Source organism: Polaromonas sp. P1_G4 (assembly GCF_056405475.1).
The window spans coordinates 1-13,232 of the sequence record NZ_JBFUCA010000057.1 but is presented as its reverse complement, the minus strand read 5'-3'; the positions used below and the strand labels follow the sequence as shown (position 1 = coordinate 13,232).

General features: G+C 65.7%; 10 protein-coding genes. 7 read left to right on the top strand and 3 right to left on the bottom strand.

Translation table 11 applies throughout. The features are described 5' to 3' along the window. Positions 1–38: 38 nt before the first annotated feature. Positions 39–941: a LysR substrate-binding domain-containing protein gene (locus AC1D1X_RS04875; RefSeq protein ID WP_477697910.1), complete on the bottom strand. Its 903-nt coding sequence runs from the start codon at positions 939–941 to the stop codon at positions 39–41. Positions 942–1,027: 86 nt separating this feature from the next. Here AC1D1X_RS04875 and AC1D1X_RS04870 point away from each other — a divergent pair, with 86 nt between their 5' ends. Genes AC1D1X_RS04870 through AC1D1X_RS04850 form a run of 5 tightly spaced genes read left to right on the top strand, consistent with a single transcriptional unit; the run spans position 1,028 to position 6,337 of the window. After that, a complete protein-coding gene (locus AC1D1X_RS04870; protein WP_477697909.1) occupies positions 1,028–2,023 on the top strand; it encodes a Bug family tripartite tricarboxylate transporter substrate binding protein in 996 nt (331 codons plus the stop codon). A 34-nt stretch (positions 2,024–2,057) separates the two neighbouring features. Continuing rightward, positions 2,058–2,906 (top strand): HTD2 family dehydratase, encoded by an 849-nt coding sequence (locus AC1D1X_RS04865; RefSeq protein ID WP_477670001.1) that lies wholly within the window; start codon positions 2,058–2,060, stop codon positions 2,904–2,906. Positions 2,907–2,915: 9 nt separating this feature from the next. Further along, positions 2,916–4,097 carry a CaiB/BaiF CoA transferase family protein gene (locus AC1D1X_RS04860; protein WP_477670000.1) on the top strand — a complete coding sequence of 394 codons (1,182 nt, stop codon included), beginning with the start codon at positions 2,916–2,918 and terminating at the stop codon, positions 4,095–4,097. After that, positions 4,094–4,945, top strand: coding sequence for an HpcH/HpaI aldolase/citrate lyase family protein (locus AC1D1X_RS04855; RefSeq protein WP_477669999.1), 852 nt, complete (start codon positions 4,094–4,096; stop codon positions 4,943–4,945). The genes AC1D1X_RS04860 and AC1D1X_RS04855 overlap by 4 nt, the downstream gene beginning before the upstream one ends. Before the next feature lie 15 nt (positions 4,946–4,960). Beyond that, a complete protein-coding gene (locus tag AC1D1X_RS04850; RefSeq protein WP_477669998.1) occupies positions 4,961–6,337 on the top strand; it encodes a class-II fumarase/aspartase family protein in 1,377 nt (458 codons plus the stop codon). 59 nt (positions 6,338–6,396) lie between these two features. Here AC1D1X_RS04850 and AC1D1X_RS04845 read toward each other — a convergent pair whose 3' ends face one another. Together AC1D1X_RS04845 and AC1D1X_RS04840 are read right to left on the bottom strand one after the other, a co-directional pair. Continuing rightward, positions 6,397–8,262, bottom strand: coding sequence for a sensor histidine kinase (locus AC1D1X_RS04845; protein WP_477669997.1), 1,866 nt, complete (start codon positions 8,260–8,262; stop codon positions 6,397–6,399). After that, positions 8,263–8,907, bottom strand: a complete 645-nt coding sequence (locus AC1D1X_RS04840) for a response regulator (protein ID WP_477669996.1) — start codon at positions 8,905–8,907, stop codon at positions 8,263–8,265. Positions 8,908–9,052: 145 nt separating this feature from the next. Here AC1D1X_RS04840 and AC1D1X_RS04835 point away from each other — a divergent pair, with 145 nt between their 5' ends. Together AC1D1X_RS04835 and AC1D1X_RS04830 are read left to right on the top strand one after the other, a co-directional pair. Then, positions 9,053–10,798, top strand: coding sequence for a ShlB/FhaC/HecB family hemolysin secretion/activation protein (locus tag AC1D1X_RS04835; protein WP_477669995.1), 1,746 nt, complete (start codon positions 9,053–9,055; stop codon positions 10,796–10,798). A gap of 105 nt (positions 10,799–10,903) precedes the next feature. Then, positions 10,904–13,232, top strand: a 2,329-nt coding sequence (locus tag AC1D1X_RS04830; protein ID WP_477697908.1) for a two-partner secretion domain-containing protein, incomplete at its 3' end; no start/stop codon positions are given.

The window sequence follows — 13,232 nt, the reverse complement described above, 5'->3', positions numbered from 1 at the left end:
TGCCTGGCCTGCACCAGTGCCGGCCTTTGGCACTTCCCTTAGCGACGCTCTTTCAGCGCCGTGTGCAGGTAGTCGTAGAACATCTTTGCCGGTGCGCGCAGCGTCGTGCCACGCAAGGTGGTGAGGCCCAGTACACGCGATACCGCCGGTGCCACGAGCGCAACGCCGATGATCGACGGATGCCGTTTCGGCAAGGCCAGGCGCGGTACGGCCGCAAGCCCGAGCCCTGCTTCGACCATACCGAGCAGTGTCGCGATGTGGCTCACCTCGAGACGGTACGAGGGGTTGATACCCGCCTTGGCCAGCGCGTCATCCAGCAGTTGCCGGTTTCCGCTGGTACGCGATACCGCGATCAGGCGCTCGGTTTCCAGGTTCTTCCAGGACAGCGTCTTGCGGCCGGCGAGTGCATGGCGGCGCGGCATGGCCACCACGAAGGGGTCGGTGTGGATCGGCTCGAAGTCCACCCCGGGCACCTGGTTGCCCATGAAGCTGATGCCGAAGTCCGACTCGCCCGACACTACGCTGGCCATCACCGCGCCGGCGGCTTCGTCAATCACACGGACGCGGATCAGCGGGTAGCGTTCGGAGAAAGAGCTCACGACCGTGGGCAGGAAATGGATGGCCGCGGAAGGCACGCAGGCCACCGTGACCCGGCCGGTCCGKCTGCCGGCGATGTCGGTGATGCCGAGCATGGCGGACTCGAGGTCGTCCAGCGCGGCGCGTGCGCGATCAAGGAAAACGTGCCCGAGGGCCGTCAGTTCGACCTCTCGTGTGGTGCGGTTGAAAAGCCGCGCGCCCAGGATGGTCTCGAGCTTGTCGATGCGCCGGCTTAAAGCGGGTGGGGAAAGATGGATATGGTCGGCTGCTGCGCGAAAGCTCCCGCGCTCGGCCACCGCCACGAAGGCTTCGAGTTGCTGTAAATCGAAATTGATGCGTGCCATGCACCAATACTAGCAAAAGTTGCACTTCACGGATTCCCTTCATTCGCCGAAGATCCGGCAACCAGAACATCCACAGGAGACAAACCATGCTGCCGAAACACCACGTCCGGACTTTGCTGATGCTGAGCTTGCTACCACTGGCGGTTGGCTCCTCCATGGCGGCGACCAGTCCGGCGACGCCCAAGAACTGGCCCGAAAAAGCGATCACCATCGTGGTGCCGACCTCCGCCGGCGGCGCCAACGACGCGATGGCGCGCGTCCTGGCCCAGGGACTCAGCGCCCGGCTCGGCAAACCGGTCATCGTCGACAACCGGGCCGGGGCGAACGGCGCGATTGCCAGCGAGTTCGTGGCCCGCGCCGCGCCGGACGGCTACACCTTGATGTTCGGCTACATCGCTACCCACGGCATCAACCCGGCCTTGCAAAAGCTGCGCTACGACCCGGTCACCGATTTTGAACCCATCGGCATGGTGGCGGCATCTCCGACGGTGCTGGTCGTCAGCCCGGAAGTGCCGGCCAGGACCGCCAAAGAACTGGTGCAGCTCATCAAGGCCAAACCCGACAGCTTCAGCTTCGCGACGGCGGGGAATGGCACCGCACCGCATATCGCAGGCGAGCTGTTCAAGCTGTCCRCAGGGGTGGATGTGATCGGAATTCCCCACAAAGGCTCAGCGCCCGCCGTGATGAGCACCATCTCTGGCATCACGCAATACATGTTTCCCAGTTTGTTTACCGCGTACCCGCAAATCAAGGGCGGCAAGCTCAAGGCGCTCGGCATCGCCGGTGACAAGCGATCTCCCGTCTTGCCTGACGTTCCGACGCTGGCCGAGCAGGGAATTCCCAACGTCAGCATGTCGCAGTGGTACGCCATGTTCGCCCCCGCTAAAACCCCCAAGGTGGTGGTTGACCGGCTGAACCAGGAGATCAACCGCGTACTGGCCGAAAAAACCGTACAGAAATTCATTGAAGACCAGGGGGCCGAGGTTGAAACCAGCACGCCTGCGCAACTCAAAACCCTGGTGCAGAAGGAAGTCACGCGCTGGAAGGGCGTTGTGGCGACCGCAAAAATCAAGCTCGACTAAGTCGCGCAAGTTTTACTGAAAGAAGGGTATGCGCATGAACTTGCAAGACTGGACAGGCCGCATCGAGACAGTGGAAGACACCGCCACTGCCACGCCGTACGCAGCGCTGTCGGCCACGCTCGACCGCGCCGACACCTCGCGCCCCGCGCCCGGCACGCCGTTGCCCTACCTCTGGCACTGGCTGTATTTCCTGCCGATCCACGCGCAATCGGAGATCGGCCCGGATGGCCATGCGCGGCGCGGCGGCTTCCTGCCGCCCGTTCCGCTGCCGCGCCGCATGTGGGCCGGCAGCGATTTCGAGTTCCACGAGCCGCTGTGTGTCGGCGACGCGCTCGCGCGCACCTCAACCATCGTTGATGTGACGGAAAAGAGCGGCCGCACCGGCAGCCTGGTTTTCGTGAAGGTGCGCCATGAACTGCGCCGCAACGGTTCTGCAGGCGTAGCGTTGACCGAGCACCACAACATCGTCTACCGTGCGGCGCCAACGCCGGCCGACGTGGCTCCGCCGCCGCAGGCAGCGCCCGCGGAATTCGCGTGGGTGCGCCGCATCGTTGCCGACGACGTGCTGCTGTTCCGCTACTCGGCCCTCACGTTCAATGGGCACCGCATTCACTACGACCGAAAGTACGTCACGGAGGTCGAGGGTTACCCCGGTCTTATCGTGCACGGCCCCTTGATCGCCACGCTGCTCATGGACCTGTTGCGTCGGCACATGCCTGAGGCCATGGTGCGGAAATTTGAGTTCAAGGCGGTCCGGCCCACGTTCGACGTCAACCCGTTCTCGATCCACGGGCAGCCTTCAGCCGACGGCAAGAGCGTGCGGCTGTGGGGGCGTGACCACGAAGGCTGGCTCACGATGGATGCCACCGCCACGCTGGGCTGAGGAAACGCAATGCAACCACTCAAGGGCATCACCGTCGTCACGCTCGAACACGCCATCGCGGCGCCTTTCGCCACACGGCAGCTGGCCGACATGGGTGCGCGGGTCATCAAGGTTGAACGCCCCGGTGTGGGCGATTTCGCGCGGGCCTACGACAGTCGCGTGCGGGGCCTTGCATCGCATTTCGTCTGGACCAACCGCTCCAAGGAAAGCCTGACGCTGGACGTCAAGCACGAGGAGGCGCAGAAGATCCTCATGCGCCTGATCATTGAAGAGGCCGACGTCGTGGTGCAAAACCTCGCGCCGGGCGCTGCAGCACGGCTCGGTCTGTCGTACGAAGCGTTGGCCAAGCGCAAGCCCGGCATCATCGTGTGCGACATCTCGGGGTATGGCGACGACGGCCCTTACCGCGACAAAAAAGCCTATGACCTGCTGATCCAGAGCGAGGCCGGTTTCGTCTCGGTAACCGGTACGCCCGACACACCGTCCAAGGCCGGTCCATCCATCGCCGACATCGCTGCCGGCATGTATGCGTACACCAACATCCTGGGCGCGCTCATGCACCGTCGGCAGACCGGTGAGGGTCAGCGCATCGACATCTCGATGCTCGAGTCGCTGTCGGAGTGGATGAGCTACCCGCTCTATTACGCCTTTGAAGGCGCGGCGCCGCCCCCGCGAACGGGTGCCAGCCACGCGACCATTTACCCCTATGGCCCGTTTCTGGCCGGTGACGGCAAGACCGTGATGATGGGCCTGCAGAACGAACGCGAGTGGAAGGTGTTTTGCGAAAAAGTGCTGCTGCGGCCCGCGCTTGCCAGTGACCCGCGTTTCGCCGGCAATGCACAGCGCAGCGCCGCCCGGAGCGAACTCTCGTCAATCATCGTTGAAGCCTTCAGCACCCTGACCGCCGCGCAAGTTGTCGAGCGGCTGGAAACCGCCGGTATCGCTAACGCGCAAGTCAACACCATGAGCGAGCTGTGGAAACATCCGCAACTCCAAGCTCGCGCGCGCTGGCGTGAAATCGATACACCGGCGGGCACCGTGCCCGCCATGCTGCCGCCCGGTTCCTGGCAACATGGCGCCCCGCGCATGGACGCCGTGCCCGCGCTGGGCCAACACACCGACGCGATCCTGAACCACTTCGGCTACGGCACCGAACAGATTGCCCAGCTGCGCGCGGAAGGCGCTGTATGAGCATGTCACCCGTCGTGCCGCTGAGCTACCTGTTCGTGCCGGGCAACGTGCCGGAGCGATTCGCGAAGGCGCTGGCCTCGGGTGCGGACCGCGTCATCATCGACCTGGAAGACGCAGTCTCGCCCTCGGACAAGGCTGCCGCGCGCGAAGCCATCGCAGCGTGGATACCCTCCGCCAACGAGGAGATTCGCGGCAAGCTGCTGATCCGTATCAACGACGCGAGCACGGGCTGGTACGCAGACGATCTGCAGCTCCTGCGGCAGGTTCGGGCAGTCTGCGTCATGCTTCCGAAATGCGAAAACAGACGGCAGGTGGCTGACGTTCTTGGTTCGCTCGATGCGGGTACCGCCGTGTTGCCGCTGGTCGAAACAGCGCGTGGCCTGCTGGCCGCCTTCGACCTTGCCACCGCACCGGGCATCGCACGCCTGGCCTTCGGCTCGCTCGACTACATGGCCGACCTTGATCTTCCCGCCGACAGCCCGGCCCTGCAGCACGCCGCGATCCAGCTGGCTATTGCTTCACGCGCCGCGGGTTTGCCCTCGCCCGTGGCTGGCGTCACGCCAGACATTGATGCGGACCGGGTTGCCGCCGACATGGCGCAGGCACGCTGCCTTGGCTTCGGCGCCAAGATGTGCATACACCCCGTGCAGGTTGCCGCAGTGCATCGAGCGCTGCGGCCTGACGCCGAAGTGCTGGCTTGGGCACAACGCATCCTGAGCGCCTCGCGCGCAGCCGGCGGCGGCGCCATCCAGCTCGACGGGAAGATGGTCGATCGCCCGGTTGTCCTCAAAGCCGAGCGTATCGTGGCCCTGGCTGCACGCACCCCTGATTTTTCACAAGATACATAACCCAACGGAGAAGCTATGTCCGCAACCATCATCGACTCAAAAATTTTCGGCGACATGTTCAGCGATGCCGCCATGCGGCATGTCTGGTCGGACGAGAATCGCACCGCCAAATACCTGGACATCGAGCGCGCGCTCGCCAAGGTTCAGGGCGCCCTCGGCATCATTCCCAACGAGGCGGCTGAAGAGATCGTGAAGAACTGCGAGCCCAGCCAGATCGACTGGGTCAAGCTCAAGGCCAAGACCGAGCAGATCGGCTACCCGATCATCGCCGTGGTCAACCAGATCAACGCGCATTGCAAGGATGGCCTGGGCGAATACTGCCACTGGGGCGCCACTACGCAGGACATCACCGACACGGCCGCCGTGCTGCAGATACGCGAGGGCCTCGCACTGGTCGAGGCCGACCTCGCGGACATCTCGGCCTCGCTCGCCAAACTGGCGCGMGACCACCGCGACACGCCGATCATCGGCCGCAGCAACCTGCAGCAGGCGACGCCCATCACCTTCGGCTACAAGATGGCCAGCATCCTCGCAGGTATCGAGCGCCACCGCGAGCGCCTCACGCAGCTCAAGCCGCGGGTGCTGGTTGGCGAGTTCGGCGGCGCGTCGGGCACCCTGTCCTCGCTTGAAAAAGGTGCGATGGAAACCCAGGCTGGCCTCATGAAGGAACTCGGCCTCGGGCAGCCCCTGATTTCGTGGCACACCGTGCGCGACAACTTCGCCGAAGTTGGCGCCTTCCTCGGCATCGTCGGTGGCTCGCTCGGCAAGATCGCTATGGATGTGAAGCTGTTGATGCAGACCGAAGTCGCCGAAGTGTTTGAGCCTTTCGCGCCAGGGCGCGGCTCCTCGTCAACCATGCCGCAAAAGCGCAACCCCATCTCCTGCCTCTACATCCACGCCAACATCTCCGTGGTGCGCCAGTTGGCCGCATCGCTGATGGACGCGATGGTCGCCGACCATGAACGCTCCACAGGCCCCTGGGAGATCGAATGGGTGGCGATGCCCGAGATTTTTTGCCTGATCTCGGGCGCACTCAAGCAGACGAAGTTCATCCTCGCGGGTCTGGAAGTCGATGCCGCGCAGATGCGCCGCAACATCGACATGACCCACGGCCTCGTGATGTCGGAGGCCGTGATGATGGGCCTGGGCCCCTACATCGGGCGTGAATACGCCCACGACCTGGTCTACGACATTTGCCGCGACGCGCTCAAGCAAAAGCGCCCACTGATCGAGTTGTTGGCGGAGCATCCCGAAATCAAGAAGCACGTGACACGGAAGCAGCTGGCCTCGTTCTGCGATCCGATGAATAACCTGGGCCAGGCAGGCGTGATGGTCGACCGCGTGCTCGCGTCGGTCAAGGCGCCGGACTCGCAGCCCACAAGAGTGTCGTAAGAAGAGGGCGGCTCAAGCTTCGTACCAAAGTTTTGTGTATGCGGTTGAAGGGTGCCGTCTCAACGTCTTAACGGAAGCTCCAGCGTCACGCAGGTTCCATGTGTGCCACTGGAAATGCGGACCTGGCCCGCCAGTTTTTGTGCGCGCATTCGCATCGCGGCCAGGCCGCGTTGGGTCTTGCCGGGTGCGGGAACGGCGTGCGTGTCGAAGCCGCAGCCGTCATCTGTGACGGACAGCTCCAGGGTGCTGGCGGTGTCACGTGCGCGAACGGTGATGGTCCTGGCCGCGCCATGGCGCACTGCATTGTTGATGGCCTCCTGGAGCGTGCGCAGGATGGAAAGGCCTGTCTCGGGTGTCAGGTAGTCCATCTCCGGCAACGGCCCCACTTGCCACTGCAAACCAACCCCGATGGCGTTGAGCCGCGGCTCCAGCCGATAACGCAAGTTGGCCAACAGGGGCAGCAGGTCGCTTTCCTCAAGGTCCAGCGAATCGATGATGAGCCGCATGTCTTCCAGGGAGTCCTCAATCACGCGCGCGACTTCCTCTCGCGGCACCTCGTCGCGGCGGGTCATCCGCAGCGCGGTGATCAGCTGGCTGCCCATGCCGTCGTGCAGGTCGTGCAGCAGCCGGGTACGCTCGGCGGCGATCACGGCCTGGCGCTCCTCGGCCTTGCGGCGGTCGAATTCCGCGCGCATTTCTTCCAGGGCCTGGCCGTGCGCTGTGCTGACGCCGGCGACCGCAAGGTTGATCTCTTCTTCGGCGCTGGCCCTGTGCAGCGCCAGGCCCTCGAGCGTGCGCGCGACCAGGGTGGCCAGCACCAGAAGCGCGGCCACTGGGGCCATGAAGAAGCTGTCGAAGGCGTTCAGGTCGGCGGGAATGGCCAGGTCCTGCAGCACCGCGGCCCACCAGAGGACCAGCGTCACGGCCAGGAACACTTCGTTGCGCCGGCGTGTGCGCCAAGCCCTGTGAACCTGGGCCAGCACCACGGCGATGGTCAGGGCGAAATACGGCCAGTGCAGCACGGCCGCGACGTTGGGCCGCATGTCGCCCTTCAGGTAGGCGGCGACGCCCGCTGCGAAAGACAGCGCGATGACCCCGTAGAGCACTTTGAGGTAGCGCTTCCAGGGCGGGCTGGTCCAGTGGCTGTACTCCAGCAGCAGCATGATCATGAGCGTGTTGGACACAAGGGTGCTGGCCAGTGCGAACAGCAAGGATTCGGGGCCGGGCGGCCCGGCTTCAGGCGCGAGCATCACCAGTGCCCGCGGCATCCAGCTCAGGCACAGCAGCACGAACAGCAGGTGGATGTAGCGGCGCGTCTTGAACCACAGCGGGATGGCGCCGAACAGGCAGATCGGCACCGCGAACATCAGCATCGTGGGGGCGATGCTTTGCAGGAAACGGCGCACCTGGAAGGCCGGCCCTACGGCCGCAGCGGCTCCCAGGCTCATGCGCGAAAGTCCGCCGCGGGTGTCGGCGCTGCCGCTGACGCGCACCTGCAGCAGGTTGCCAGAGGGCTTGAGCACGTGGCCTCCCAGGGGCACCCACAGCGCGCGGTTGCGGGTAAATCCGTTGCCCGCGCCAAGGTCCAGCCGTTCGCCGTTGAGCCAGAATTCGCCCAGGTCGGCCACACGCGGCACGACGAGCACAAGTTCATGCTCCGGGCCGGTAGCGCCGGTGGCCTTCAGAGGGGCATCGAGCGCGATCGAATACCAGGCGACGCCGTCAAAACCAGGGCGGCTGCGGCGCCAGTTGTCGGGCAGCGTGACGGGCGAAGCCTTGCTGAAATCGACTTCGGCGGGGCGCCCTGCGTCTTCAGTGGCGACCACCGCCTGTTCCAGGGTGGCCGCCGTGGCGCTCCAGGACGGCGCCGCCAGCATCAGCGTGGCGCAGGCGCATAGCGCGGCCCATATGCCCTGCAATCGCATTCAGATCAGTCCCCGGGCGCGCGCCTGGTTCACGGCTTCGACGCGCGAGTGCACGGCCAGCTTGCCGTAAATGCTCTTGATATGGGCGGCTACGGTAGACGGCGCGACGTCGAGGTGCCGCGCTGTTTCGGGCACCGAAAGGCCTTGCGAGACGGCTGTCAGCACATCTTTTTCGCGAGGCGTCAGCGGTTCCATCAGCCAGCGCTGTGCCTCTGTCCGCGGCGCGGCGAAGCTGCGCAGGAGATAGCGCGCCACCTGCGGCGAAAGCGGGGCTGCGCCTTCGCTCACTGCGCGGATCGCACGGCCGAATTCCGCGGTCGGCGTGTCTTTGAGCAGGTAGCCGTGGGCGCCCGCCTGCAGGGCGCGCACCACATGGGCCTCGTCACCGAAGATGGTCACCACCAGGATGCTGGTGTGGCGCGAGCGGCGGGCCAGGTCCGCGATCAGTTCGGTGCCGTCGCCGTCGGGCAGGCCCAAATCAATCAGTGCAACGTCCGGCTGGGCAAATGAAAAGCTGCGCCGTGCCTCAGCGCAGGAACCCACCGCCTCCAGCAGCCTGAGGCCAACATCTTCACGCACCATGCGCGCGAATTCCTCGCGGATTGGTGTGTCGTCTTCCACCAGGGTCACGGTCAGGATGGACATGGATGCGCTTGATTCCTTCAGTTGTTGTTGGGGCTGACGCCGCCGTGAATCTTAGCGGGTGCGCCTATTTGACCGCAAAAAAATTCGGACCGTCTCCCCGAATCAGGGGAGGCGATTGCCTTCCCGGCCCGACACCATACGCGGCATGCAAACCACTACCCGATCCACGACAGGCGCTTCGCTGCCGCTGCGTCAGGGCGTCTACGCCTCTTCCTGGCCCGTGCGCCGCGCCGCGGCGCTGTTGTGCGGAGCCGCGTGCCTGGCCGGACTGGAGCCTGCAGCGGCGGTCAGCCCTCCCGATGCCGGCAATGTGTTGCAGCAACTCAGGCCTGCGGCTCCCGTGCCTCGCGAAGATGCACCGGCTGTGCTGCCTGCAGCACCGGCCGCGGCATCCCCGATGCCACAGGCATCACCGGGGGATGCTGCAATCCAGGTGCGGGTGGCGCAGATAAAAATTTCGGGTGCCACCGCTTTTTCTGGAGCAGACCTGCTCACGGTGGTGCAGGACGCCATCGGCCGTGAGCTTGACTTCGCCGGGCTCGAGGAACTGGCGGTGCGCCTGAGCCGCTTCTATCGCCAGCACGGCTATACGGTGGCGCGCGCCTACCTGCCCCGGCAGGACATCCGGGATGGTGTTGTGAAAATCGCCATTGTGGAGGGCCGTTACAGCGCCATCACCGTGAAGCCGCAGGGCGAATTGCCCGCGCCGCTGCCACTGGCCGCGCTGGTGCCGGGTGAGCTGGTAAACGAAGCAGCGCTGGAGCGTTCGCTGCTGCTGGCAGCCGACGTGCCCGGCATCGCGGTGCGCTCGACCCTGCAGCCCGGCGCGTCGGTGGGCACCAGCGAACTGGTGGTGGACGTTGAGCGGGGGCCGGCTGTCACTGGCTTGCTGGAGGCCGACAATTTCGGCAGCCGCGCCACCGGTCGCGAACGGGCAGGCGCCAGCCTGTACTTCAACAACCCGGCCGGCCTGGGCGACCTGGTGTCCCTGCGCGCATTGACCGCCGGGAGCGATATGAACTATGCGCGCCTGGGGTGGCAGTTACCGGTGGGCGGCAACGGCACGCGCGCGGGCGCTGCCGTCTCGGTGATGAGGTACCGCCTGGGCGGGGAGTTTGCAAACCTGGACGCACACGGCGACGCCTCCATAGCCACCCTGTTCGCCGCGCACCCGGTGCTGCGCTCACGCCTGCACAACCTGAACGCACAAGTCAGTGCCGAGCACAAGCGCCTGCGCGACCGCATCGACCTCGTCGGTTCTGCCGATGACAAGCATCTGAACCTGCTCAATCTTGGCCTTTCCGGTGATGCACGCGACGGCTGGGTTGGCGGTGGCGTCTGGGGGTTTTCGGCCACTTATACGCGCGGCCAGCTGGCCATTAACAGTGCCGACGCATTGGCCATCGACGAGGCCACCGTGCGCAGCGCCGGCAGCTTCGGCAAGCTGGGCCTGCTGGCCATGCGCCAGCAAAGCGTCGGCAAGGCCAACTTGCTGGTCTCCTATACCGGCCAGTGGCCCAGCAAGAACCTGGACTCGTCCGAAAAGCTGCCGCTTGGCGGCGCTGGCGCCGTGCGCGCCTACCCGCAGGGCGAAGCGCCGTCAGACCGCGCCAGCCTGCTGACGCTGGAACTGCAATACCCGCTGGGCGCCGGCTGGCAGCTGGTCGGCTTTTACGACGCGGCCGTTGGCTACGGCAATGAGCAGCCGTTGTCCGGCGTTGGCGCGTCAAACCGGCGAAGCCTGTCGGGTGCCGGCCTGGGCCTGAACTGGGCGCATGCCGACGGCTGGAGCGCACGCTTCTTTTACGCACGCAAGCTGCACGGCGGCCCGGCCACCGCCGAGCCGGATCGCAGCAGCCGGCTGTGGCTGCAGGTGTCCAGGAGTTTTTGAGTGGCCAACGCACCGCCTGTTTCGCGCTACATATTTGATAGCTGCTTGCGCACGTCCTGAAAGGGCTGAAGCCCGATTTGATTCACAACCGAAGGAAAAATCGCCATGAACCACACCTACCGCGTCATCTGGAACGAAGCCGGTGCCTGCTTTGAAGCCGTGGCCGAAACAGCCAGCGGCAAGGGCAAACGCAGCCTGGGCAAGCGTGAACGCAAGCTCCGCGCGTTGGCCCTTGCCGCCGGCTTGGCAGCGGCGCAGGCGCTGGCCGCTCCCACGGGTGGCCAGGTCAGCGCGGGCCAGGGTGGCATCACGCAAAGCGGCAACACCACCACCATCACCCAGACCACACCCAAACTTGCCATCAACTGGCAGAGCTTCGGCGTTGCCGGCAACGAGACCGTCAATTTCGTGCAGCCCGGATCGAATGCCGTTGCACTCAATCGCGTGCTGGGCACTGAGGCCAGCCAGATCCTGGGCCGGCTCAATGCCAACGGCCAGGTCTTCCTGCTCAACCCCAACGGCGTGTTGTTCGGCCAGAGCGCGCAGGTCAGCGTGGGCGGGCTGGTGGCCTCGACGCTGGGCATGAGCGATACCGACTTCATGGCCGGGCGTTATGTGTTGCGCGCCAGTGGCAGTGGCGCCAGCGTGCGCAACGAAGGCACGATACGTGCCGCCGACGGCGGCAGCATCGCGCTGATTGGCGGCCAGGTCAGCAACACCGGCACGCTGGTGGCCAACCTGGGTACGGTGGCCCTGGCCGCCGGCAAGCAGGTCACGCTCGACTTCGCAGGAGACGGCCTGCTTAAACTCGCGGTGGACGAAGGCGCGGTCAATGCGCTCGCGCACAACGGCGGGCTGATACAGGCAGACGGCGGCACGGCCTTGCTCACCGCGAAAGCGGCCGACGCGCTGGCCGGCACCGTGGTCAACAACACCGGCGTCATTCAGGCGCGCACACTCGAAAGCCGCGGCGGCGTCATCAAACTGCTGGGCGGCTTTGACGGTGGCACGGTGCAGGTGGGCGGCACGCTGGATGCGTCCGCACCCAGTGGCGGCAACGGCGGCTTTATCGACACCTCGGGCGCGCATGTCAAGGTGGCTGAAGGCTCACACGTCAGCACGCGCGCCGCGCAGGGCAAGACCGGCACCTGGCTGATTGACCCCGCGGACTTCACCATCGCCGCGAGCGGCGGCGACATCAGCGGCGCCACGCTGTCCGCCAATCTGGCCAACAGCGACGTCACCATCCTGTCAAGCAGCGGCAGCAACGCGGCGGGCAACGGCGACATCCACGTCAACGACAACGTGAACTGGAACGCCAACACACTGACGCTAACCGCTGCGCGCGACATCAACATCCGCGCCGTGATGGACGCGACCGGCAGCTCGGCCCTGGTCATGAACACAGGCACCGCCAACGGCGCCGATGCAGGTGTGGCCGGAGGCAAGGTCAAGGTGCCGGTGGACCCGCTCACAGGATTCGCCGGCCGCGTGAACTTCGACCGGGCGGGCACGGGTTTTCTCACCATCAACGGCGAGGGCTACATCGTCATCAACACCCTTGGCACCGAAGGCTCCACCACGGGCCTGCAGTCCATCAACCTCGACGGCGGCCTGCGCTACGCGCTGGGCGCAGACATCGACGCCAGCGCGACCGCGGGCTGGAACGGCAACAAGGGTGCCTCGCCGCTGACGGGGCTGGGCGGCGTGATGGACGGTCTGGGCCACGCCATCAGCAACCTGAAGCTCTGGGTGCCGACGAGCATGACGGGCTTGTTCTCGGTGATCGGCGGAACGGTCAGGAACCTGGACCTCGTCAACGTGACGGGCAATGCTTTTACGGGTGCAGGCGCACTGGCCAGCGACGCCAACAATGCCACGCTGCACAACCTGCGTGCATCGGGCACGCTGGCAGGTCCTGGCTCCAGCGTCGGTGGACTGGTGGGCTTCATGAGTGGCGGAACCTTGCAGGATGCGCACGCCCAGGTGGCCATCAACATGACCAGCAGCGGTGACATGGTGATTGGCGGCCTGGTGGGCGAGGCCATCAACGGGGCCACGCTGCGTGACGTGTCGGCCTCCGGCGCGGTCAACGGGGGCAACAACTACGACTATGTGGGCGGGCTGGTGGGCCGCCTCAGCGGCGGCGCCACCGTGCAGAATGCGCGGGCTTCGGGCGCGGTCACGGGCCGCGCCCACGTGGGCGGGCTGCTGGGCGCGAACGGCAACGCCGACGCGCTCACCGCGGGCACCACCCTGACCAACGTCAGCGCCAGCGGCACCGTCAACGGCATCGGCAGGCTCGGCGGCCAGGGCGTGAACGGAGCGGCCCGCAACGTAGGTGGCCTGGTGGGCTGGAATTTCGGCAACATCTCCCAGGCGAGCGCGACCGGAGCGGTGGTGGCCGACGGCGGCGCGACCACCACCTATACCG

Excerpts from the sequence above, each read along its gene's own strand:
- AC1D1X_RS04855 (WP_477669999.1), top strand. The coding sequence starts at position 4,094 with ATGAGCATGTCACCCGTCGTGCCGCTGAGCTACCTGTTCGTGCCGGGC.
- AC1D1X_RS04835 (WP_477669995.1), top strand. The coding sequence starts at position 9,053 with ATGCAAACCACTACCCGATCCACGACAGGCGCTTCGCTGCCGCTGCGT.
- AC1D1X_RS04860 (WP_477670000.1), top strand. The coding sequence starts at position 2,916 with ATGCAACCACTCAAGGGCATCACCGTCGTCACGCTCGAACACGCCATC.
- AC1D1X_RS04840 (WP_477669996.1), bottom strand. The coding sequence starts at position 8,907 with ATGTCCATCCTGACCGTGACCCTGGTGGAAGACGACACACCAATCCGC.
- AC1D1X_RS04865 (WP_477670001.1), top strand. The coding sequence starts at position 2,058 with ATGAACTTGCAAGACTGGACAGGCCGCATCGAGACAGTGGAAGACACC.
- AC1D1X_RS04845 (WP_477669997.1), bottom strand. The coding sequence starts at position 8,262 with ATGCGATTGCAGGGCATATGGGCCGCGCTATGCGCCTGCGCCACGCTG.